The following is a 23,685-nucleotide window of genomic DNA, read 5'->3' as shown; positions in this document are numbered from 1 at the left end:
TCCGATCCCAGCGCGTGCAGACGACCGATGAACCAAGGACGACCATGACTCCTCGGAAACTGATCACCGACTACATCGCCGACGCCTGGATGGGCGGCGACGCCGAAGGCCTGGAGCCGGACACCCCCATCGCGGAGCTCAACATCATCGACTCCGCCGCCATCTTCGACCTCGTCCACTACCTGCAGGGCGAGTTCCGCGTCACGGTGCCCCTGCCCGAGGTCACCCCGCAGAACTTCCGGTCCGTCAACGCGATCTGCGCCCTGGTCGACCGGCTCCGGCAGACCGAGGGGGGCAGCGCCGCATGACGAATCCCGTGGACACCCACCCGGACACCGCGCGCATCCGCGACGGCGTCGTGGAGGTCATCGCCGCCCGCACCCTGTACGACGTCGCCCACCTGCGGCCGGAGAGCCACTTCGAGGCCGATCTCGGCATCGACTCGGTCATCATGGAGTCCGTCCTGGCCTCCGTCCGCGAGCACTTCGCCCTCTCCGCCGAGCTGCCGGCCGGCTCGGCGACCATCGGCGAACTCGTGGACGCCGTACGGACCGCGCTGGCCGACGCCGACACGTCCGCCACCGCCGGGTCCGCGTCCGCCACCGCCGGGGCCGCGCCCGCCGCCGACGGGGGAGCGGACGACCCCGTCACCGAGGCCGTGGTCGCCGCCGCCATGCGGCAGACCCAGTACCAGCGCCACCAACTCGCCCTCGACGCCGACCTGGAGGGCGAGCTGGGCGTCGACTCGGTTGTCCTGACCTCCGTCGTCGCCGAGGCCACCGAGCAGCTCGGGATCACCGGCGCGGCCCCGGACCTCTCCGGTGCCACGACCCTGCGCACCCTGGCCGACGCGCTGCGCGCCTGCGACACCGCCGCCCGGGACACGGGCAACGGCGCGGGCACGGACCAGCCTCGGCAGACCCCCGGCTCGGCGCCCGGAGCCGACGGGGACGGCTGGGACCACCGCTCCATGAAGGACTTCACCGAGCAGCGCGACCCCGACCTGTTCGCCAAGACCCGCAGCTTCGCCGGCTACCTGCGCTCCCGCGAGAAGGACCGCCTGTACTGGTACGGCATGCCGCTGCACTCCAAGTGCGGCAACCGTGCCGTCATCTTCGACGAACTGGAGGGCCGCAAGCGCGAGTTCCTCATGTTCGCCTCCAACAACTACCTCGGTCTCGCCAACCACCCCAGTGTCGTCGAGGCCGTCTGCGACGCCACCCGCACCTACGGCGCCACCCACACCGGCTCCCGGTTCATCGGCGGCACCAACATGCTGCACAAGGAACTGGAGCGCAGGCTGGCGGCCTTCAAACAGCGGCCCGCCTGCATCGTCTATCCCGGCGGCTACTCCGCGAACCTCGGCGCCATCTCGGCCCTGGTCAAGAGCTACGACACCCTCGTCGTCGACCGCCTCAACCACATGAGCATCGTCGACGGCGCCCGGCTCTCCGGCGCGGTGCGCAAGATCTACCGGCACAACGACATGGCCGACCTGGAGCGGATCCTCAGCCGCAGCGCCGCGGAGGGCACCGGCGGCAGGCTGATCGTCGCCGACGGCGTCTTCAGCATGCACGGCGACGTCTGCGACCTCCCCGAGATCGTCCGCCTGGCCAAGGAGTACGACGCCCGCGTCATGATCGACGACGCGCACGCCACCGGCGTCCTCGGCGTCCGCGGCTCCGGCACCGCCGAGCACTTCGGCCTCAAGGGCGAGGTCGACCTGGAGCTGGGCACCATGAGCAAGACCCTGGCCGGCATGGGCGGGTTCGTCGTCGGCGAGGAGGAGGTCGTCGAGTACCTGCGCTACTACTCCAACTCCTACGTCTTCGCCGCGAACATCCCCGCCGGGGTCGCGGCCGGCCTGATCGCCGCCATCGACGTCATCGAGGCCGAGCCCGAACGCCTCAAGCGGCTGTGGACCAACATCGGCACGCTGCGCGACCGGCTGCTGGAGGCCGGGTTCGACCTGGAGCACTCCGAGAGCGCGATCCTGCCCATCGTCATCGGCGACGAACGCCGCGCCATGGAGATGGGCCGGGCCGTACGCGCCCGCGGCCTGTTCTGCCAGACCGTGGTCTACCCCGGCGTCCCCCTCGGCGACGCCCGCCTGCGCGTCAGCGTCACCTGCGAGCACACCCCGCAGGACCTGGACGAGGCCGCCGGGATCTTCGTCGAGGCGGCCCGCGAGACCGGGGTGCTGCCCGGCACCCCGTAGCGGCCGTCTCCGTCCGCCCCGCACGTCCGGCCCCCGACCGGCAGGCCCCCTCCCTGCCGGACGGGGCCCGGGCCCCGAGCCACCCACGCACGTCAAGGAGAAGGGCCCACACCCCATGAGCGCCACCACTCCCTCCGTGATACGCCTGCCCAGGGCCGCGTCCGCGCAGCACGCCTCCCGGCCCGCCTTCGTCGGCTCCGACCCCCTGACGTACGGGGAGTTCACCGCCCGGGTCGAGGCCGTGGCCGCCCACCTGCTCAGCCTCGGGGCGCGCGCGGGCGACCGCATCGCGATCTGGATGGACAAGCAGCCGCGCTACGCCGAGGCGATCGTCGCCGCCCTGGAGGCAGGGTGCGCCTACGTCCCCCTGGACGGCGGCCAGCCGGTGAGCAGGGTGCGGACCATCCTGGCGGACGCCGAACCCGTCGTCCTGTTCACCGACGCGCACCACGCCGCCCTGCTCGGCGACGACGACCTGCCGGCCTCCGTCACCACGGTCGTGGCCGTCGGCGACGGGCTGCCCACCGCCGTGGGCGGCACACCGGTCGCCACCTGGGAGAGCTGGGAGCAGGGCCGCGCGGGCGGGGTCACGCTGCTGCCCTCCCTCACCCCCGGCGACCTCGCCGCCGTCCTCTACACCTCCGGGTCCACCGGCACGCCCAAGGGCGTGCAGATCTCGCACGGCTCACTGGCCAACTTCGTGGCCTGGGCCCGCAACGAACTGGACGTCGGACCCGACGACGTGTTCGCCGGCCACGCCTCGTTCAACTTCGACCTGAGCACCTTCGACCTGTTCACCGCGCTGTCCTGCGGCGCCGCGCTGTGGATCGTCCCCGACGCGGCGACCAAGGACGTGACCGCGCTGGCCGAGGGCATCCGCCGGCACCGGGTCACCGTCTGGTACTCCGTCCCGTCGGTCCTGCACCTGCTGACCGCCTCCGCCGCGCTCACGCCCGAGCACGCCGCGAGCCTGCGCTACGTCCTCTTCGCCGGCGAGGTCTTCCCCGTCCCGCAGCTGCGCGCGCTCAGCGAACTGCTCCCCGCCGGCACCCCCCTCTACAACCTCTACGGCCCCACCGAGACCAACGTCTGCACCTACCACCGGGTCCGCCCCGAGGACCTGCACCGCGCCACCCCGGTACCGATCGGGCTGCCGATCACCGGCGCCACGACCACCGTCGTCGACGACGCCGGCCGCACCGTCCGCGAGCCCGGCGCCATCGGCGAACTCCACGTGTCCGGCGTGTGTGTGACCCCCGGCTACTGGCGGCGCGCCGAGGAGCCCGTCTCCACCGCCCACTGCCGGGGCGTGCACCCCACCGGCGACCTGGTCAGCTACGAGGAGGACGGCCGGCTCGTCTACCGCGGGCGCAAGGACCGCATGGTGAAGCTCTCCGGCTACCGGATCGAGCTGGGCGAGATCGAGGCCGCCGCGCTGCGCCACCCCGGCATCGCCGACGCCGCCGTCCTGGTCGACGGCTCCGGCCCCCGGGCGCGGCTCAGGCTCTATTACACCCTGCGCGAGGGCGCCGACCGGATCGGCCTGGTGGAGCTCAAGCAGCACTGCGCACGGCACCTGCCGACCTACATGGTCCCGCACGGCGCCGTCCGCCTGGACCGGATGCCCCTCAACCCCAACGGCAAGACCGACTACCGCCGACTCGGCCTCGACGCGGACCCGCGCGCCGACGCACCGCTCGGAACGGCCCGCTAAGTGGCCCGGCGATCCATGGAGAAGAACGTGAGTCAGGGGCCGACGGAGCCGATACGCGCGCACTGGCAGGGACCCGAACCGGAGACCGTCACCGCCCTGCTGCGGCACCGGGCGGAGCACACCCCGGACGCCCTCGCCCACCGCTTCCTCATCGACGGCGACGGCACCTCCGTCGCCTGGACCTACCGCGAACTCGACCTGCACGCCCGCGAGGTGGCCGCCCACCTGCGCCGCGAGCAGGTGGGCCAGGGCCCCGTCCTGCTGCTGCACCCGCCGGGCCTCGACTACCTCGCCGCGTTCTTCGGCTGCCTGTACGCCGGTGCGGTGGCCGTCCCCGCCTACCCGCCGGACAACGCCCGGTTCGGGCAGACGGTGCCCCGCCTCGCCGCCATCGCCCGGGACTCCGCCGCCACCCACGCCCTCACCACCGGCAAGGTCCGCGAGGCGGTCGCCGCCCGCGGCACCGGACACGTCGGCGCCGAACTCGACGACGTGCGCTGGCTGGTGACCGAGGACCTCTACACCGGCGACTCCACCGCCCCCTGGGAGGACCCCGGCCTCACGGCGGACTCCCTGGCCTTCCTCCAGTACACCTCCGGCTCCACGGCCGCGCCCAAGGGCGTGATGGTCGAGCACGGCAACCTGGTGCGCAACCTGCGCTCCATCCACCTCAGGCTCGGCCACGACGCCGGCTCCGGCATGGTGTCCTGGCTGCCGCCGTACCACGACATGGGCCTCATCGGCGGCATCCTCACCCCGGTGTACGGCGGCTTCCCCGCGCATCTGATGGCCCCGATGACCTTCGTGCAGCGCCCGCTGCTGTGGCTGGAGACCCTCTCCCGCACCGGCGCCTCCACCAGCGTCGCGCCGAACTTCGGCTTCGAGCAGTGCCTGCGCCGGATCAGCCCCGAACAGCGGGCCGGCCTGGACCTCAGCCGCTGGCGCCTCGCCCTGAACGGGGCCGAGCCGATCCGCCCCGACACCCTCGACCGGTTCGCCGAGTACTTCGCACCGGCCGGCTTCGACCGCACCGCGCTGCTGCCCTGCTACGGCCTCGCGGAGGCGACCCTCATGGTCACCGGCGCCGAACCGGCCGAGCCACCCGTGGTGGAGTCCTTCGACGCGGCGGCCCTGGAGGCGGGCACCGCACGCCGGGCGGATCCGGGCAGCGTACGCACCACCCGCGTCGTCGGCTGCGGAGCACCCGTCGACGACGTCGAGGTCGCGCTGGTCGACGCCGCCACCGGCCACCGGGTCCCCGACGGCACCGTCGCCGAGATCCGGGTGACCGGACCGAACGTCGCCCGCGGCTACTGGAAGCGCCCCGGGGCCGGCGCGGACGTCTTCGGCACCCGCGTCGAGGACGGACCCGACACCGCGTGGCTGCGCACCGGAGACCTCGGGTTCCGCCACGACGGCCAGCTCTTCGTCGTCGGCAGGACCAAGGACGTGATCATCGTCCAGGGCCGCAACATCCATCCGCAGGACGTGGAGCAGACGGCCGAGCGCGTCGGCGCCGGTCTGCGCGCCGGGCACGGGGCCGCGTTCGGCATCCCCACCGAGGACGGCGAACAACTGGCGCTCGCCTACGAGATCGGCGGGCCCGGCGCCGGGGACCCGCACGCCCTGCTGGCCCGTCTGCGCACCGCCATCGCCGACGAGCACCAGGTGACTCCGCACACCGTCGTGCTGCTCAGGCGCTCCTCGGTGCCGCGCACCACCAGCGGCAAGATCCAGCGCAGCGCCTGCCGTCAGCAACTGCTCGACCTCGAACTGCCCGTGGTGGCCGCGAGCGTCGTCCAGGACGGCACACTCCCCGACGCCACCGGGCCGCGCCTTTCGGGCCCCGGCGCACCGGAGCGCACGGCCGCCCTCGTCGCCGACGCCCTCGCCGCCTCGCACGCCGCCGAGGGGGCCCCGCGCTACTCACGGCTGCTGACGGCCGTACGCACACTGGCCGACGGCCTCGGCGTCGCCCTGGACGTCGGCACGCTCCTGTCCGGCCCCGAACCGGACGGCGCCGACGCCCTGACCGCACTGTGCCGGACGGCCCTGGCCGACGCCACGCCGGCACCCGCGCCGGGCCGGACCCGGACGGAGGCCGTGACCTGGCTGCGGCGCGCCGTCGCCGCCCGGCTGGGCCTGCGCCCCTCGGTGATCGACCCGACCGTGCCCTTCACCTCCCTGGGCCTGGACTCCAAGCAGGCGGTGTCCCTCGCCGACCGGTTCGGCGACTGGCTCGGCACCCCCGTCACGCCGGCCACCGTCTACGACCACCCGACCGTCGAGTCCCTGGCGGCGCACGTCACCGCCGACGCGACGAGGGGCGCCGGGAGCCGCACCCCGGCCCCCGGCACCGACGCCGCCCCGCACCCGCGTCCGCGCGGCACCGCCCGCCGCACCCCCGCCGACGAGCCCGTCGCCGTGGTCGGCATCGGCTGCCGCTTCCCCGGCGCCCCCGACGCCGACAGCTACTGGCGGCTGCTGCGGGACGGCCGGGACGCCGTGGGCGAGGCCCCCGCCGACCGGGCGGCCGACGTCGCGGGTCCCGGCGGGCGCCCGGGCGGCTTCCTGGACGACGTCTACGACTTCGACGCCCGCTTCTTCGGCATCTCCGCCCGCGAGGCCGAACGCATGGACCCCCAGCAGCGGCTGCTCCTGGAGGTCGCCTGGCAGACCCTGGAGGACGCGGGCATCGCTCCCTCCTCCCTGGCGGGCTCGGACACGGGCGTCTTCGTCGGGGTCAGCGGGCACGACTACGCCGACCTCCAGATGCCCCACCCCGACGTCGTCGACATGTACTCGGCCACCGGCAACGCCCAGTCCGTCGCGGCGGGCCGGCTCTCCTACTTCTTCGACCTGCGCGGGCCGAGCCTCGCCCTCGACACCGCCTGCTCGTCCTCGCTCGCCGCCGTCCACACCGCCCTGCGCAGCCTGCGGGACGGCGAGTGCGGTATCGCCCTCGCCGGCGGCGTCAACCTGATGCTGGCCCCGGGCCTTTCGGCGGCGCTCGCCCGGGGCGGGATGCTCGGCCCCGGCGGACGCTGCCGCACCTTCGACGACGGCGCCGACGGCTATGTGCGCGGCGAGGGCGCGGGCCTGGTGTGCCTCAAACCGCTGTCCGCCGCACTGGCCGACGGCGACCGCGTGCACGCCGTGCTCACCGGCTCCGCGCTCGGCCACGGCGGCCGGGCCAACGGCCTGACCGCGCCCCGCACCACCGCCCAGCGCGCCGTGATGACCGGGGCGCTGGAGCGGGCCGGGGTCGAACCCGGGCAGATCGACTTCGTCGAGGCGCACGGCACCGGCACCGCCCTGGGCGACCCCGTCGAATGGGAGGCGCTGGCCGGTGTCTACGGCCGGGGCCGCCCCGCCGACGCGCCCTGCCCGGTCGGCTCCGTCAAGACCGGCATCGGCCACCTGGAGGCGGCCGCGGGCATCGCCGGGCTGATCAAGGCGGTGCTCGTGGTACGGCACCGGGAGGTACCGCCGCTGCTGCACCTGGAAACCCCCAACCGGCACCTGGACTGGACGGGTTCGGGCCTGACCGTGCCCACCACCCGCAGGGCCCTGCCCGCCGAGGGCACCCTGCGCGCCGGCGTCAGCTCCTTCGGCTTCGGCGGCACCAACGCCCACGTGATCGTCGAGTCCGCGCCCGAACCCCAGGCCCCCGCCGACGCGTCCGAGACCCCCGACGGCACGGTGCACGCCCTGGCCCTGTCCGCGCACACCGAGACCGCCCTGACCACCCTGGCCGGCCTCTACCGCACCCACCTCGCCGCCCACCCCGACGTGCCGCTCGCCGCCCTGTGCCGCTCCGCCAGCACCGGCCGCTCCCCGCTGCCGCACCGCGCGGTCCTCACCGCCGGGACCAGGGACGAACTGGACGCCGCGCTGGACGCGCTGATCCGTCGCGAGCCCGCCGTCGACGTGGCCCGCGGCGAACCCGCGCCCGGCGGCGCACCCACCGTCGCCTTCCTCTTCGGCGGCCAGGGCACCCAGTACCCGGGCATGGGCCGCGACCTGTACGACGCCCACCCCGTGTTCGCCCGCACCCTGCGGCGCGCCGACGCGGTCCTGCGCGACCTGGGCGAGATCCCGCTGCTCGGCCTGCTCTTCGACCCGGAGCACGCCGAGGACCTGGCCCGCACCCGCTACTGCCAGCCCGCCCTGGTCGCCCTCGAAGTCGCCCTCGCGGACCTGTGGGAGAGCTGCGGAGTGCGCCCGGCCGCCGTGCTCGGGCACAGCGTCGGCGCGCTCGCCGCCGCCTGCGTCGCCGGCGTCCTCTCTCTGGAGGACGCCCTCACGCTCGCGGTCGTCCGCGGGCGCGCCATGGACGAGCAGCCCGGCGAGGGCGCGATGATCGCCTGCGTCGGCGACCCGGAGACGGTGCGCGACATCGCCGCCGGCCACGAGGAGGTGGCGCTCGCCGCGGTCAACGGGCCCCGCAACCTGGTGCTCTCCGGCGCGGCCGACCGGGTCGCGGCGCTCCGTGCCGACCTGGAGCGCAAGGGGGTCACCGTCCGGCCGCTCGTCGTCTCGCACGCCTTCCACTCACCGCTGATGGCGGGCGCCGCTGAGCCGCTGCGCAAGGCCGCCCGCGCCGTCGAGTTCCACGCCCCGCGCATCCCCTGGATCTCCGACGCCACCGGCGAACCGGTGGAGCGGGTGGACGCGGAGTACTGGGTCCGGCACCTGCTCGGCACCGTGCGCTTCGCCGAGGGCTTCGCCCGCCTGCGCGACCGGGACACGGAGGGCGGTCTGTTCTGCGACGCCTTCGTCGAGATCGGCCCGCACCCGACCCTGCTGAACCTGGGCCGGGCCGCCGTCGCCGACGCCCCGGCGGGCGACGGGCGCCCGACGCTGTGGCTGCCCTCGCTGCGCCGCGGCGCCCCCGGCCGGCGCACCCTGCTCCGGTCGCTGGGCGCCCACCACTGCGCCGGCGGGAGCGTGGACTGGTCCGCCCTGGACGGCGAGCACCCGCCCGCCCGCGTCCCGCTGCCGCACACGCCCTTCGAGCGCCGGACCTACCGGTTCCACGCTCCCACTCCCGACCAGGAAGGCGATCCCATGCCGTCCCAGCCCACGGCGACGAGCACAGCCGAGACGGACCCGGCGGGCGAGGTCTCCCGCACCGTGCTCGACGCCGTCGCAGCCGTCTGCGGATTCCCCGTGGCCGACCTGCCGGTGCACGCCCGGCTGGGTCTCGACCTGGGGTTCGACTCGCTGATGCGGACCGACCTCCAGCGCCGTCTCACCGACCGCTTCCCCCAACGGATGCACACGCTCCAGGACGTGCCGGAGGACCCCACGGTGCAGGACATCATCGGCCGGCTCTCCGCGGGCGACGACCGCGACGCCACCCCTGCCGCCGGTGCCGGCACCGGCGCGAGCGCGCCGCCGGCCGCCCCTCCAGCGGCCGTACCTGCGGCGCCGCACGCCCCGGCACCCCAGTACGGCCCCTACGGCGCCTTCCCGGCCCCGCCGCACGGCTACGCCGTCGCCGCTCCCGTCCCGCAGCCGGGGGTGCCGTACCCGTACCCGTACGGCTACCCGCCGCACGGCGCCCCCGCGTACGCCTACTACGTCCCCCAGCCGTTCCCGCAGCAGGCGTTCCCGTTCCCCTCCCCGACGCCGCCCGCCCCGGTCCAGACGCCGCCCGCCCCGGTCCCGACGCCGCCCGCCCCGGCCCAGGCGGCCCCCACCCCGGCGCCCGCGTCCGCCGCCCCCGCGCCGGCGTCCGCCGCCGCCCCCGTCCGCCAGGAGCACACCTTCGAGGACTGGGCGGAGTACGCCGAACTCCAGGGCAGGCTCCGGCAGACCCGGACCAGCGGCTCCAACCCCTACGGCCGCACCCACGAGGGCTTCAACTCCGCGCTCGCCACGGTCGACGGCACCAAGGTCGTCAACTTCGCCGCCTTCAACTACCTCGCGCTCTCCCACCACCCCCGGGTGCGCCAGGCCGCCAAGGACGCCGTGGACCGCTACGGCACCTCGGCCTCCGCCACCCCGCTGCTGTTCGGCGAGACCCCGCTGCACCACGAACTCGAAGCCGAGATCGCCCGGTTCATCGGTGCCGAGGCGGCCATCGTGTTCTCCGGCGGCCACGCCACCAACGTCGCCACCGTCGGCCACCTGTTCGGCCCGGAGGACCTGGTGGTGCACGACGCGTGGATCCACGACAGCACCGTGCGCGGCTGCATCCTCTCCGGCGCCCGGCGCCGGTCCTTCCCGCACAACGACTGGGCCGCCCTGGACCGCATCCTGGCCGGCGCCCGGGCCTCGCACCGCCGGGCGCTGGTCGTCATCGAGGGCGCCTACAGCCAGGACGGCGACATTCCCGACCTGCCGCGCTTCATCGAGGTCAAGAAGCGGCACGGCGCGATGCTGATGATCGACGAGGCGCACTCCATCGGCGTCCTGGGCCGCACCGGCCGCGGCGTGGGCGAGCACTACGGCACCGACCCGGCCGACGTCGACCTGTGGATGGGCACCCTCAGCAAGGCGCTGGGCAGCCTCGGCGGCTACATCGCGGCCCGCCGCCCGATCATCGAGTACCTCAAGTTCACCGCGCCGCTGCACATCTTCTCCACCGGCATCTCCCCGGCCAACGCCGCCGCCGCGCTGGAGGCGCTGCGCGTCGTCCAGGACGAGCCGGAACGCGTCGCACGCGTCCAGGAACTCGCCGAGTTCTTCCGGGCCGGCGCCCGCGCCCGCGGCCTCGACGTCGGAGTCTCCCGCCTCTCCGCCGTGATCCCCGTGATCACCGGCGACTGGGAGAAGACGATGGCGCTCTCCAACTCGCTGCTGGAGCGCGGCGTCAACGTCATGCCGATCGGCTACCCCGCCGTCCCGCGCGACCAGTGCCGGCTCCGCTTCTTCATCAACGCGGACCACAGCGAAGCAGACCTCGAACACTCCCTCGACCTCCTGGTGTGATCCATGTCCTCACTCAGCCAAGACAGCCCGTCCGCCGCCGCCCCCGACGTCCTGGTCACCGGCGCCAGCGGATTCATCGGCGGTCACCTGGTGCACCGGCTGGCCGAGCGCGGGCACCGCGTCCGCGTCCTGGCGCGCTCCACCAGCGACCGCGCGGCCTTCGCCGGGGCCGCCGCCCAGGTCACCGTCGGCGACCTCGGTGACACCGACAGCCTGCGCCGCGCCACCGACGGAGTGCGCCACGTCTACAACTGCGCCGGACTCTCGGCCGACTGGGGCCCGTGGGACCGGTTCCGCGCGGTCAACGTGGACGGCGCCAAGAACCTCGTGGACGCCGCCCACGAGGCCGGGACGGTCGAGCGCCTGGTCCACCTCAGCACCACCGACGTCTACGGCTACCCCGAGCGGCCCTGCGACGAGACCACCGCCCCGCGCGACATCGGCCTGCCCTACAACCGCAGCAAGATGCTGGGCGAGCGCGCCGTGTGGGCCGCCGCCGAACGCACCGGCCTGCCCGTCACCGTGGTCCGCCCCGTCTCCGTCTACGGCCCGGGCAGCAAGGACTTCGTGATCGAGATCGCCAACCTGCTGCTGAGCAAGCAGATGGTCTACATCCGCGGCGGCCGGGTGCCCGCCGGACTGCTCTACGTCTCCAACGCCGTGGACGGCATCATCGCCGCAGCGACCGGCGAGCACACCGCGGGCCGCGCCTACAACCTGCGCGACCCGCACGACACCACCTGGCGCGAGTACGTCGAGGCACTCGCCGAGGGCCTGGGCGTGAAGGCCCCCTGGCTGAGCCTGCCCACGCCCGTCGCCACCGCGGTGGCCACCGTCTCCGAGAAGCTGTGGGGCGTCCTGCGCATCGACTCGCGGCCCGTGCTGACCCGGCACGCGGTCCACCTCTTCGACCGCGACCAGTCCTACCCCATCGGGCGGGCCCAGGAGGAGCTGGGCTTCAAGGGCGAGGTCGACTTCAAGGAGGGCATGCGGCGCACCGTCGCCTGGCTCGACTCGGCGGAGGGGCGCGCCCATGTCGCCCGCTGACCTGCTCTCCCAGCGGTCCGCCTGGTTTCCCCGCCCCGTCGCGTCACCGGCCGCCGGGCAGCCCGACCCGGCGACCGCACCGCTGCGCCTGGTCTGCTTCCCCTACGCCGGGGGCACGGTCTCCGCGTTCCGCGGCTGGCAGGAGCACCTGGGCGACGCCGTCGCCGTCGTCCCCGTGCAACTGCCCGGCCGCGGACTGCGGCTGCGCGAACGCCCGTACGACACCATGGCGCCCCTCGCCGAAGCGGTCGCGGACGCCCTGGAGGAGCACGGGCTGGTCCACGACTACGCCCTGTTCGGGCACAGCATGGGCGCCCTGCTCGCCTACGAGGTGGCCTGCCTGCTGCGCCGGCGCGCACTGCCGGCCCCCCGGCACCTGTTCGTCTCCGGCAGCCGGGCACCGCACCTGTACGGCGACCGCGCCGACCACACCCTGTCCGACGCCGGACTGCGCGAGGTGATCCGGGACCTGGGCGGCCTCGACGACGCGGACACCCTCGGCGCCGCCTACTTCGACCGCAGGCTCCCGGTGCTCCGCGCCGACCTGCGCGCCTGCGAGCGCTACCGCTGGCAGCCCCGGCCGCCGCTGGACTGCCCGACGACCGCGTTCTCCGCCACCGAGGACCCCATCGCCGCCCCGGAGGCGGTCGAGGCCTGGCGGCCCTACACCACGGGCTCGTTCCTGCGCCGCCACCTGCCGGGCAACCACTTCTTCCTGAACGGCGGCCCGTCCCGCGACCGGCTGCTCGCCCACCTGGGCACCGAACTCGACGCCCTCGGCACCACCCCGCACAGGAAGGCAACAAGGGAAGCAACATGGACATTCTGAGCCTGGCCAAGAGCGTCGGCAGCCGCGTCGAGGCGCCGCTGACCGACCTGCGCACCGTCACCAAGGTGCTCGGCAACCCGCACATGCCGCTGCTCCTCGCCCTGTCCAAGGGCTTCGTGGAGCCGGTGTACCGGGCCGCCTTCCTGGCCTCGGCCGCGAGTTCGGGCGTGCTCCACGCACTCGCCGTGCGCCCCTGCGACCTGGAGTCGCTGGCGGAACGGCTCCGCATCGCCGACGAGGACCGGCCGCGCCTCAAGGAGTGGCTGGACATGGGCATCCGCCTCGGCGACCTCACCAAGCGCGAGGGCTGCTACAAGCTGCGCAGCCTGCCCGCCAAGGCACTCGCCCAGCCCGGCAACGACGCCATCGCCGCGGCGCTGGAGGAAGTCCTGCGCTTCCACGTGCCCGCTCTGCTCAACGCACCCCGCATGCTGCGCGAGGGCCGCCGCTTCTCCCTCGACGACCAGGACGGCCTGGTGATCGCCCGCTCCACCCGGGTGGTGCAGCCGCTGGTCGAGGAGGCCATCGCCCGCACGCTGGACCGGGACGCGCCGGTACGGCTCCTGGAGGTCGGCTGCGGCAGCGGCGCCTACGTCCGCTACGCCGCCGAACTCAACCCCCGCCTGTCGGCGCTCGCCGTCGACCTCCAGCAGGACGTGGCGGACAGCGCCGCGGCGAACATGGCCGAGTGGGGGCTGACCGACCGGGTCGAGACCCGCCAGGCCGACCTGCGCACTCTCGACGCGCAGCCCCAGTTCGACCTGGTCACCCTGCACAACAACATCTACTACTTCCCCGAGGCCGAGCGCGTCGACGCCCTGCGCCGGGCCCACGACCTGCTGGCGCCCGGCGGCCGGCTGCTGCTCACCACCTCGTGCAAGGGCGGCAACATCGGCCTGGAGGCGCTCAACCTCTGGTTCACCTACGCCGACTTCGGCGGCCCGCTGCCGCAGGCCGACGAGCTGGTGGACCAGCTCCGTCAGGCCGGGTTCGACGACGTCGAGGCCACCCGGATCGTCCCGGGCGAGCAGTTCCACGCCTTCACGGGCACCAGCAAGCGCGTCGCGTACGCCTGACCGCCTAGGAGACACCCGCCATGGACACGCACGTCAGCGACTCGACGACCGCCGCCGCGGCAGGAGAGCGCCCCGCGAGCCCGGTCACCGACCCGGCCGGATACGCCGCCTGTGTCGTCACCCTGGGCACGGGCGCCCCGGCCACGGACCACCGCGGGGAACTCGGCGGCAAGGGCACCCGCCTCGCCGAGCTCTCCGCCGCCGGACTGCCCGTCCCGCCCGCGTTCTGCCTGACCACCGCCCTCTTCGACGCCTACCTGCGGGAGACCGGGATCGCCGCCGAGGCACCGGGCGCCGAACCCCGCACGATGCGCGAGCGCATCCTCGGCACCCGGATGCCCGCCCCGATCGCGGACGCCGTCCTCGACGCCTACGGCAGCATGGGCCGCCCCCGAGTGGCGGTGCGCTCCTCCGGACTCCGGGAGGACTCCGCAGCCCAGTCCTTCGCCGGCCAGCACGACACGGTCCTCGACGTCTGCGGCGACGAGGACGTACTGGACGCGGTCCTGCGCTGCTGGGCCTCCCTGTGGTCCGACCGCGCCACCGTGTACCGGGACACCGACGCCCCCGACTCCCTCGCCGTGGTCGTCCAGGAGATGATCCACACCGACGTCAGCGGCGTGATGTTCACCGTCGACCCGGTCAACCCGCGCCCGCACCGCCTCGTCGTGGAGGCCTGCCAGGGCCTGGGCGAAGGACTGGTCTCCGGGCAGGTCTCCAGCGACTTCTTCGTCGTCGACGACGAGAAGCTGGAGGTCGTCGAGGAGCGGGTGCGCTACAAGGTCACCAAGTGCGCGCCGCTGGAGCCCGGCCGCATCGGCATGACGAAGGTGGACGCCGCCTCCCGCAGCGTCCCCTGCCTCACCCACGACCAGTTGCGCGAACTCGGCGCCCTCGCCGTCCGCATCCGCGACCTCTACGGCAGCGAGCAGGACATCGAGTGGGGCGTGCGCGACGGCGCCTTCCACCTGTTCCAGACCCGTCCGATCACCACCCGCCCCACCGCCCCCCCGGCCCCGTCCGGCGCGCTCAGCCCGTACGTCGCCCCGCAGCCGGAGCCGATCCTGAACGGCACCCTGTGGTCGCGCATGGACATCGGCGAGATCTTCGTCGGCCTGATGACCCCGCTCGGCCTGAGCTTCGCCCGCTACTACCAGCGCAACGTCCACACGGACTGCGCCGGTGCCCTGGGCGTGCGCGACACCGGCGAGGCCGACCTGCACATGGGCTTCTACCAGGGGCACGTCTACCTCAACATCTCCTACAGCTCCTACCTGCTGGCCCAGTGCCTGCCCACCCGCGACCAGCGCCACTTCACCAGCCGCTTCGTCAGCGAGGAGGTGGACCTCTCCACCTACGAGAACCCGTTCGGCACCTTCCCCGGCGGCATGGAGGACCTGCTGTCCACCGTCCACTGGCTGCAGCACACGGCCCGTGAGATGACGCAGATGAAGTCCCGGTCGCAGCAGATGGTCGACGCCCGCCTCTACGAGTTCGACCGCGCCCGCGGCCTGGACCTGACCCGGATGAGCCGGCGCGAGCTGCACGGCGAGCTCCACCGCGACCTCGCCTGGTTCCACGACATGCACGTCGGCTACATGCCGTACTACATCAACGCGTTCGCGTTCTACGGCCTGCTCACCGAGCTGTGCGCCCGCTGGCTCGGCAGCGACGGCACCGGCCTGCAGAACCGCGTCAAGACCGACATGTCCAGCCTGCGCACCGTCGAGTCGGCCAAGGAGGTCTGGGCGGTCGCCCAGGCCGCCAAGAACGACCCGGCCGTCCTGAAGATCATCAAGGACGAGCCGCTGGAGGACATCGCCCGGCTGCTGCGCGAGGACCCCGCCGGACGGCGCTTCTGGGACCGGCACATGGAGCCGTTCCTGCGCGCCAACGGCACGCGCGGCCACCAGGAGATGGAGATCACCCACCCGCGGTGGATAGACGACCCGTCGTACATCTTCCAGATGATCCGGCGCTACGTCGCCGACGGCTTCTCCATCGACGACATCCTGCGGCGCAGCAGCGGCTGGTCCGACGACTCCCGCGAGGTGCTGGACCGGCTGCCGATGCCCAAGCGCCAGATCCTGGACACCGTCATCTCCCTCTACGCCCTGTGCAGCGAGCTGCGGGAGACGACTCGGATGTCCATGATCACCTCCATCTGGCTGGTGCGGAACGTGGTCTACGAGGTCGGCCGGCGCCTGGTCGCCGACGGCGTCCTGCACTCCCTGGACGAGGTCGCCCACCTGGACTTCGAGGACGTGCGCCGCTACCTCGCCGGCGACGAGGACGCCGTACGCGTCTTCGACCGGGCCCGCATCGACGCGGCCCGCCGGCTGCACGAGCACAACAAGCGGCTGCCGGAACCGCCGTTGACCTTCGTCGGCGTGCACGACATCACCGCCTCGGTGCGGCCCGCCGCCGACGGCGCCCGTCTCGAAGGGCTGGCCGCCAGCCCCGGCCGGATCGTGGGCCGCGCCCGCATCGTCGAGGACCTGGTGTGGCAGGCGGACGAGTTCGAGGCCGGGGAGATCCTGGTGACCCGGTACACGGACGCCTCCTGGACGCCGCTGTTCGCCATCGCCGGCGGGGTCGTCACCGACATCGGGTCGATGCTCTCGCACAGTTCCATCGTGGCCCGCGAGTTCCACGTGCCGTCGGTGGTGAACACCAAGGACGCCACCCAGCGCATCAACACCGGCGACCTGATCGTGGTCGACGGCGACGCGGGCACGGTCGAGGTCGTCGAGAGCGCGGACACCGGGGGCGCGGACACCGAGGGCGCCGGGAGCGCGGACGCCGACGCGCGGAGCACGCCCGGAGCCGACGCGAGCCCGGCCGACGCCGCCCACGACTGAGCCCCGCCACCGCCGCAACGAGAGACCACGACCGCCCCGCACGGGGCGGATTCCCACCCAGACGGGAGACGACCCGATGATCCCCAACCAGTGGTACCCCATCGTCGAGGCGCAGGAGGTGCGCAACGACAAACCCCTCGGTCTGCGCCGCATGGGCCAGGACATCGTGCTCTGGCGCGACATCGACGGAAACCTCGTCTGCCAGGGCGCCCGCTGCCCGCACAAGGGCGCCAACCTCGGCGACGGCCGCATGAAGGGCAACACCATCGAGTGCCCGTACCACGGCTTCCGCTACGGAGCCGACGGCGCCTGCCGGGTGATCCCGGCCATGGGCTCCGGCGCCCGCATCCCCGGCTCCCTGCGCGTGCCCACCTACCCGGTCCAGGAGCGGTTCGGGCTGGTGTGGATGTGGTGGGGCGACGAGCGTCCCGCGGCCGACCTGCCGCCCGTCCTGGCCCCGGCCGAGGTGACGGAGAACCGGAAGCTCTACGCCACCAAGCGCTGGACCCGTCCGGTGCACTACACCCGTTACATCGAGAGCCTGCTCGAGTTCTACCACGTGACCTACGTGCACCGGGACCACTGGTTCAACTACATCGACTACCTGCTCCTGTACGGCACGCCGAGCAAGTTCGGGCTGGACGGCCGCGAGCGCTACCTGGCCGCCACCCGGATCACCAACCACAAGGTGGAGACGGAGGCGGAGGGCCAGACCATCCGCTACTCCTTCGACCACTGCCAGGAGGACGACCCGACCAACACCACCCACTACGTCATCACGTTCACCTTCCCGTGCATGGTGCACGTGCAGACCGAGCAGTTCGAGACCACCTCCTGGCTGGTCCCGATCGACGACGAGAACACGGAACACATCCTGCGCTGGTACGAGTACGAACAGGTCAAGCCGGTCCTGCGGATCGAACCGCTGCGCCGGCTGCTGCCCTGGGCGTCGCTCTACATGGAGAAGTGGGTGCAGGACCCCCAGGACGTCCGCATCATGGAGCACCAGGAGCCCAAGATCAGTGCCGGCGGCGTGAACAAGTTCATCCCCGTCGACGAGATGAACGCCAAGTACATCTCGATGCGCGCCAAGCTGCTCGCGGACGCCGCCGCGGCACGGGAACCGGCACCGGCCCCGGCGCGGACCGGGGACGCGGCCCGCGAGCCGGTCCGGGAACCGGCGCCCGCGCCGGACGCGACGGCCGGCAACGGCACGCCGGCCCGTGCCACGGCGGGCGGCCGGGGAACCGGCGGCACACGGCGCGGCGCCAAGCCCAAGGAGGACGCGGCCGCGCGCCCGTAGACCCGAAGACGGGGGACGGACAAGAGAGAGCGAGAGTGAGAGATGTACGGCGGATACGACGCGTCGACCGGCCCCAAGACGGTGGTGACGACGTTCAACACCGTCGCCGTGGCCATCGCGGTGTGGTTCCTCTTCGGCGGCGCGGACACCGTGGCGGACTGGTTCGGCACCGACTTCGACGAGGCGGCGACCGTGCGCCGGGTCCTGCTGGCGGCGTTGTCGGTGCTCTACCTGCTGCGCTTCATCGCGACGAACTTCGTGATGCTGCAACGCAAGATGGAGTGGTCGGAGGCGTTCACCATCGGCATCTGGGTCCTGGTGATCCACGGCACGATGGCGTACTTCGGCGGCACCAACGACGCCGGCGTGAGCGTGTTCACCTGGCTGGGCGTCGCCCTCTATCTCTTCGGGTCCTACCTGAACACGGGGTCGGAGTACCAGCGCAAACTCTGGAAGAAGCGCCCGGAGAACAAGGGCAAGCTCTACACCGAAGGCCTGTTCAAGTACTCCATGCACGTCAACTACTTCGGTGACGCCGTGCTCTTCTCGGGATTCGCGCTGGTGACCGGCACGGTGTGGGCGTTCGCCATCCCGCTGATCATGGTCTGCATGTTCGTCTTCCTGAACATCCCCATGCTCGACAAGTACCTCGCCGAGCGCTACGGCGAGGCCTTCGACGAGTACGCGTCCCGGACGGCCAAGTTCGTCCCGTTCGTGTACTGACCCCGCCCGTCACGCGCGTTCGGCGGCCCCCTCCCGGCGAGGGGGCCGCCGTACCGGGCGGAGACCCCAGACCCACCCACAGAACCGAGACGAGGCACGCATGACCGGAGACATCCCCTTCGGAGAGGCCGAGGCGTCCCTGACCGCCGAGGTGCTGCGCGAGGTCCTGGCCGGCGGCGCGGACGCGTTCGCCCGGCTGACCTCCGACGAGGGCGCCGTCGACGACTTCGGCTTCGACCCGGAGCTGACCGACGACTACCTGCTCCCCGTCCTGCGGCTGCTGTACGAGAAGTACTTCCGGGTCGACGTGGAGGGCCTGGAGCACGTACCCGCCGAGGGGGGCGCGCTGCTGGTGGCCAACCACTCCGGCACCCTGCCGCTGGACGCCCTGATGCTCCAGGTGGCCCTGCGCGACCACCACGACGCCCACCGCAGGCTGCGGCTGCTCGCCGCCGACCTGGCCTTCGAGCTCCCCGTCGTCCGCGACCTCGCGCGCAAGGCGGGCCACGTGCGGGCCTGCCCCGAGAACGCCCTGCGGCTGCTCGGCTCCGGGGAACTGGTCGGCGTGATGCCGGAGGGCTACAAGGGGCTCGGCAAGCCCTTCGAGGAGCGCTACCGGCTCCAGCGCTTCGGGCGGGGCGGCTTCGCCGCGGTGGCGCTGCGCTCGCGGCGCCCCATGGTGCCGTGCTCGATCGTCGGCGCCGAGGAGATCTACCCCATGATCGGCTCCGCCCCGACCCTGGCCCGGATGCTGAAGCTGCCGTACTTCCCGATCACCCCGACGTTCCCGTTGCTCGGCGTGCTCGGCCTGATCCCGATGCCGACCAAGTGGACGATCCGCTTCGATGCCCCGATCCACACCGACGCCTTCCCCGAGGACGCGGCGGAGGACCCGCTGATGGTCGAGAAGCTCGCGGGCGAGGTGAAGGACACCATCCAGCACACGCTCAACGAGATGCTGGAAGGCCGCGAGTCCCCGTTCTCCTGAGTTCTCCCGGGCGCCCCCTCACCCCTCCGCCGACGACCCCCGCCGGCCGATGCTGCGGATGCTGGCGAAGGCCAGGACACCGAGACCGACGAGCGTGACCACGCCGCCGATCAGCTCCGCGGACAGATGCATGGGATCTCCCTCACAGGGCGACGGGCGGTGTTGGTCATATAGCCATGCGAACGCCGCCGCCCGTCCCATCCCCAGCCGAACCGCCCCGTGAATTCACCCGTAGGGCAGACCGGCACCGATCGGGGGTGGCGGTTGCGCGGTCGCCCGTTCGAACGCTTACGATCCTCTGTTGTGTCCAAACTGACCGACGTGCCCAAACGGATCCTGATCGGGCGCGCACTGCGCAGCGACCGGCTGGGGGAAACGCTCCTGCCGAAGCGCATCGCCCTGCCCGTCTTCGCGTCCGACCCGCTCTCCTCCGTGGCGTACGCGCCCGGCGAGGTGCTGCTGGTCCTGTCCATCGCGGGCGTGTCGGCGTACCACTTCAGCCCCTGGATCGCGGTCGCGGTCGTCGTCCTGATGTTCACGGTGGTCGCCTCCTACCGCCAGAACGTCCACGCCTACCCGAGCGGCGGCGGCGACTACGAGGTGGCCACCACCAACCTGGGCCCGAAGGCCGGTCTGACCGTGGCCAGCGCCCTGCTGGTGGACTACGTCCTGACGGTCGCCGTCTCCATCTCCTCCGGCATCGAGAACCTGGGCTCGGCGATCCCCTTCGTCGTGGAGCACAAGGTCCTGTGCGCGGTCGCCGTCATCCTGCTGCTGACGCTGATGAACCTGCGCGGGGTGCGGGAATCGGGCACCCTGTTCGCCATCCCGACGTACGTCTTCGTCGCGGGCGTCTTCATCATGATCGTGTGGGGCGCGTTCCGGGGCCTGGTCCTGGGCGACACCATGCGCGCCCCGACCGCCGACTACCAGATCAAACCGGAGCACGGCGGCCTCGCCGGCTTCGCCCTGGTCTTCCTCCTCCTGCGCGCCTTCTCCTCCGGCTGCGCGGCGCTCACCGGCGTCGAGGCGATCTCCAACGGCGTCCCGGCCTTCCGCAAGCCCAAGTCCAAGAACGCGGGCAACACGCTCGCGATGATGGGCCTGCTCGCCGTCACCATGTTCTGCGGCATCATCGCGCTGGCCGCCACGACCGACGTCCGCATGTCGGAGAACCCGGCCACCGAGCTCTTCCACAACGGCGTCGCGGTCGGCGCCGACTACGTCCAGCACCCCGTGATCTCGCAGGTCGCCGAGGCGGTCTTCGGCGAGGGCAGCTTCCTGTTCGTCATCCTCGCCGCCGCCACCGCGCTGGTCCTCTTCCTGGCCGCCAACACCGCCTACAACGGCTTCCCGCTGCTCGGCTCGATCCTCGCCCAGGACCGCTACCTGCCGCGCCAGCTCCACACCCGCGGCGACCGCCTGGCCTTCTCCAACGGCATCGTGCTCCTGGCCGGCGCCGCCATGCTCCTGGTCGTCGTCTACGGCGCCGACTCGACCCGGCTGATCCAGCTGTACATCGTCGGCGTCTTCGTCTCCTTCACGCTCAGCCAGATCGGCATGGTCCGGCACTGGAACCGCAACCTGGCCGGCGAACGCGACCAGGCCAGGCGCCGCCACATGATCCGCTCCCGCGCCATCAACGCCTTCGGCGCCTTCTTCACCGGCCTCGTCCTGGTCGTCGTCCTGGCCACGAAGTTCACCCACGGAGCCTGGGTCGCGCTGCTCGGCATGTGCATCTTCTTCGCGACGATGACGGCGATCCGCAAGCACTACGACCGCGTCGCCGAGGAGATCGCCGCCCCCGAGGACCCCGAGGAGGCACAGAGCGACGACATGGTGCGCCCCTCCCGCGTCCACTCGGTGGTCCTGATCTCCAAGATCCACCGCCCCACGCTCCGCGCCCTCGCCTACGCCAAGCTCATGCGCTCCGACAGCCTGGAGGCGCTCAGCGTCAACGTCGACCCGGCCGAGACCAAGGCGCTGCGCGAGGAGTGGGAGCGCCGCGGCATCGCCGTACCGCTGAAGGTCCTCGACTCGCCGTACCGCGAGATCACGCGGCCGGTCATCGAGTACGTCAAGAGCCTGCGCAAGGAGTCCCCGCGCGACGCGGTCTCGGTCATCATCCCCGAGTACGTCGTCGGCCACTGGTACGAGCACCTGCTGCACAACCAGAGCGCGCTGCGCCTCAAGGGCCGCCTGCTGTTCACACCGGGCGTCATGGTCACGTCGGTGCCCTACCAGCTGGAGTCCTCCGAGGCGGCCCGGCGCCGGGCCCGCAAGCGCCAGGACTGGAACGCCCCCGGCGCGGTACGGCGCGGCCCGGCCCAGCACCCTCACCAGGACCGTCCCAAGGACTCCTCCTCGTCCACGTAGACTGGACGGCTGTTGTCCTTGGTCGTCCCCCCGTTCTCTGGAGTCACCCCGCCATGCAGGCAGAACCGAAGAAGTCGCAGGCGGAATCGCGAGCGGCAGCGCCGCCGGTCTCGCAGCCGGTCTCGCTGGTGGGGGAGGAGTACGAGGTCGAGGTCGGCCCCGTCGCCCACGGCGGCCACTGCATCGCCCGCACGTCCGAGGGCCAGGTGCTGTTCGTCCGGCACACGCTGCCCGGCGAGCGGGTCGTCGCCCGGGTGACGGAGGGCGAGGAGGGCGCCCGCTTCCTGCGCGCGGACGCGGTCGAGATCCTGGACCCCTCCAAGGACCGCATCGAGGCCCCCTGCCCCTTCTCCGGCCCCGGCCGCTGCGGCGGCTGCGACTGGCAGCACGCCAAGCCGGGCGCCCAGCGCCGGCTGAAGGGCGAGGTCGTCGCCGAACAGCTCCAGCGCCTGGCGGGCCTCACCCCCGAGGAGGCCGGCTGGGACGGCACGGTGATGCCGGCCGAGGGCGACAAGGTCCCCGCCGGACAGGTGCCCTCCTGGCGCACCCGCGTCCAGTACGCCGTCGACTCCGAGGGCCGCGCGGGCCTGCGCAAGCACCGCTCCCACGAGGTGGAGCCCGTCGACCACTGCATGATCGCCGCGGAGGGTGTCAGCGAGCTGGGCATCGAGGCGCGGGACTGGCCCGGCATGGCGTCCGTCGAGGCGATCGCGGCGACGGGCTCCCAGGACCGCCAGGTCATCCTGACCCCGCGCCCCGGCGCCCGCCTGCCCATCGTGGAACTGGACCGCCCGGTCTCGGTCATGCGCGTCGGTGAGAAGGACGGCGGCGTCCACCGCGTCCACGGCCGCCCCTTCGTACGTGAGCGTGCCGACGGCCGCACCTACCGGGTCGGCTCCGGCGGCTTCTGGCAGGTCCACCCGAAGGCCGCCGACACCCTGGTGACGGCCGTCATGCAGGGCCTGCTGCCCCGCAAGGGCGACATGGCCCTGGACCTCTACTGCGGCGTCGGCCTCTTCGCCGGCGCCCTGGCCGACCGCGTCGGCGACCAGGGCGCGGTCCTGGGCATCGAGTCCGGCAAGCGCGCCGTCGAGGACGCCCGCCACAACCTCGCCGGCTTCGACCGCGTCCGCATCGAGCAGGGCAAGGTCGAGTCCGTCCTGCCCCGCACCGGCATCGACGAGGTCGACCTCATCGTCCTCGACCCGCCCCGCGCGGGCGCCGGCCGCAAGACGGTCCAGCACCTGTCGTCCCTGGCCGCCCGCAGAATCGCCTACGTGGCCTGCGACCCGGCCGCCCTCGCCCGTGACCTGGGCTACTTCCGGGACGGGGGGTACCGGGTACGGATGCTGCGGGTGTTCGATCTGTTTCCGATGACGCATCATGTGGAGTGCGTCGCGATTCTGGAACCGGTGGGCAAAGGTTCCTGATGTCTTCCTGCGGTTCAACGGCGTGAGCGCCCGTACCGTCCCGCCGCCCGTCTCCGTTGCCGGCCCGTTCGTCGAGGACGTCGCGCAGGACAATGTCGATGTACCGGCCATTGCCAAGCGTCTGGCGGTCTGGTTCCCCTATTCCTGACGTTCGTGGGCAGGACACGCACGTGCCGTGCCC

13 protein-coding genes and 1 pseudogene are annotated in these 23,685 nt (G+C 72.8%); all 14 read left to right on the top strand.

The window, feature by feature from the left end; genetic code table 11:
• The first annotated feature begins 44 nt into the window (after window positions 1-44).
• On the top strand, window positions 45-308 hold the full coding sequence (locus NI25_RS09850; protein ID WP_061442100.1) for an acyl carrier protein: 264 nt from the start codon (window positions 45-47) through the stop codon (window positions 306-308).
• The gene (locus tag NI25_RS09845) at window positions 305-2,218 is read left to right on the top strand and encodes an aminotransferase class I/II-fold pyridoxal phosphate-dependent enzyme (protein WP_061442099.1); all 1,914 of its coding nucleotides are present in this window, start codon (window positions 305-307) and stop codon (window positions 2,216-2,218) included. The genes NI25_RS09850 and NI25_RS09845 overlap by 4 nt, the downstream gene beginning before the upstream one ends.
• Before the next feature lie 115 nt (window positions 2,219-2,333).
• Window positions 2,334-3,932, top strand: a complete 1,599-nt coding sequence (gene redM / locus NI25_RS09840; RefSeq protein ID WP_061442098.1) for an L-proline--[L-prolyl-carrier protein] ligase RedM — start codon at window positions 2,334-2,336, stop codon at window positions 3,930-3,932.
• 27 nt (window positions 3,933-3,959) lie between these two features.
• Entirely contained in the window at window positions 3,960-10,871 is a 6,912-nt protein-coding gene (locus tag NI25_RS09835) for an aminotransferase class I/II-fold pyridoxal phosphate-dependent enzyme (RefSeq protein ID WP_324610069.1), read from the top strand.
• A 3-nt stretch (window positions 10,872-10,874) separates the two neighbouring features.
• Window positions 10,875-11,918 carry an NAD-dependent epimerase/dehydratase family protein gene (locus tag NI25_RS09830; RefSeq protein WP_061442096.1) on the top strand — a complete coding sequence of 348 codons (1,044 nt, stop codon included), beginning with the start codon at window positions 10,875-10,877 and terminating at the stop codon, window positions 11,916-11,918.
• A complete protein-coding gene (locus tag NI25_RS09825) occupies window positions 11,905-12,747 on the top strand; it encodes a thioesterase II family protein (protein ID WP_061442095.1) in 843 nt (280 codons plus the stop codon). Before NI25_RS09830 ends, NI25_RS09825 begins: the two co-directional genes overlap by 14 nt.
• Entirely contained in the window at window positions 12,735-13,823 is a 1,089-nt protein-coding gene (locus NI25_RS09820; RefSeq protein WP_061442094.1) for a class I SAM-dependent methyltransferase, read from the top strand. The genes NI25_RS09825 and NI25_RS09820 overlap by 13 nt, the downstream gene beginning before the upstream one ends.
• 20 nt (window positions 13,824-13,843) lie before the next feature.
• Window positions 13,844-16,684 carry a PEP/pyruvate-binding domain-containing protein gene (locus tag NI25_RS09815; protein WP_061442093.1) on the top strand — a complete coding sequence of 947 codons (2,841 nt, stop codon included), beginning with the start codon at window positions 13,844-13,846 and terminating at the stop codon, window positions 16,682-16,684.
• A 76-nt stretch (window positions 16,685-16,760) separates the two neighbouring features.
• Complete coding sequence (locus NI25_RS09810) at window positions 16,761-17,987, top strand: aromatic ring-hydroxylating oxygenase subunit alpha (RefSeq protein ID WP_061442092.1); 1,227 nt, start codon at window positions 16,761-16,763, stop codon at window positions 17,985-17,987.
• A 42-nt stretch (window positions 17,988-18,029) separates the two neighbouring features.
• Window positions 18,030-18,710, top strand: coding sequence for a DUF1295 domain-containing protein (locus NI25_RS09805; RefSeq protein WP_061442091.1), 681 nt, complete (start codon window positions 18,030-18,032; stop codon window positions 18,708-18,710).
• A 100-nt stretch (window positions 18,711-18,810) separates the two neighbouring features.
• Entirely contained in the window at window positions 18,811-19,698 is an 888-nt protein-coding gene (locus tag NI25_RS09800) for a lysophospholipid acyltransferase family protein (protein ID WP_061442090.1), read from the top strand.
• A 303-nt stretch (window positions 19,699-20,001) separates the two neighbouring features.
• Complete coding sequence (locus NI25_RS09795; protein ID WP_061442089.1) at window positions 20,002-22,074, top strand: APC family permease; 2,073 nt, start codon at window positions 20,002-20,004, stop codon at window positions 22,072-22,074.
• 53 nt (window positions 22,075-22,127) lie between these two features.
• On the top strand, window positions 22,128-23,504 hold the full coding sequence (locus tag NI25_RS09790) for a class I SAM-dependent RNA methyltransferase (RefSeq protein WP_107071679.1): 1,377 nt from the start codon (window positions 22,128-22,130) through the stop codon (window positions 23,502-23,504).
• Between the two features lies 1 nt (window position 23,505).
• Window positions 23,506-23,652, top strand: a pseudogene (locus NI25_RS37470) (toxin); the annotation flags it as partial.
• Window positions 23,653-23,685: the final 33 nt, after the last annotated feature.

Origin of the sequence: Streptomyces sp. CCM_MD2014, from assembly GCF_000772045.1 — a bacterium.
GTDB classification, from domain to species: Bacteria; Actinomycetota; Actinomycetes; order Streptomycetales; family Streptomycetaceae; genus Streptomyces; species Streptomyces salinarius.
The sequence above is the reverse complement of the archived record's forward strand: the minus strand, read 5'-3'. Positions and strand labels throughout refer to the sequence as shown.

Excerpts from the sequence above, each read along its gene's own strand:
- NI25_RS09850 (WP_061442100.1), top strand. The coding sequence starts at position 45 with ATGACTCCTCGGAAACTGATCACCGACTACATCGCCGACGCCTGGATG.
- NI25_RS09845 (WP_061442099.1), top strand. The coding sequence starts at position 305 with ATGACGAATCCCGTGGACACCCACCCGGACACCGCGCGCATCCGCGAC.
- redM (WP_061442098.1), top strand. The coding sequence starts at position 2,334 with ATGAGCGCCACCACTCCCTCCGTGATACGCCTGCCCAGGGCCGCGTCC.
- NI25_RS09830 (WP_061442096.1), top strand. The coding sequence starts at position 10,875 with ATGTCCTCACTCAGCCAAGACAGCCCGTCCGCCGCCGCCCCCGACGTC.
- NI25_RS09825 (WP_061442095.1), top strand. The coding sequence starts at position 11,905 with ATGTCGCCCGCTGACCTGCTCTCCCAGCGGTCCGCCTGGTTTCCCCGC.
- NI25_RS09820 (WP_061442094.1), top strand. The coding sequence starts at position 12,735 with ATGGACATTCTGAGCCTGGCCAAGAGCGTCGGCAGCCGCGTCGAGGCG.
- NI25_RS09815 (WP_061442093.1), top strand. The coding sequence starts at position 13,844 with ATGGACACGCACGTCAGCGACTCGACGACCGCCGCCGCGGCAGGAGAG.
- NI25_RS09810 (WP_061442092.1), top strand. The coding sequence starts at position 16,761 with ATGATCCCCAACCAGTGGTACCCCATCGTCGAGGCGCAGGAGGTGCGC.
- NI25_RS09805 (WP_061442091.1), top strand. The coding sequence starts at position 18,030 with ATGTACGGCGGATACGACGCGTCGACCGGCCCCAAGACGGTGGTGACG.
- NI25_RS09800 (WP_061442090.1), top strand. The coding sequence starts at position 18,811 with ATGACCGGAGACATCCCCTTCGGAGAGGCCGAGGCGTCCCTGACCGCC.
- NI25_RS09790 (WP_107071679.1), top strand. The coding sequence starts at position 22,128 with ATGCAGGCAGAACCGAAGAAGTCGCAGGCGGAATCGCGAGCGGCAGCG.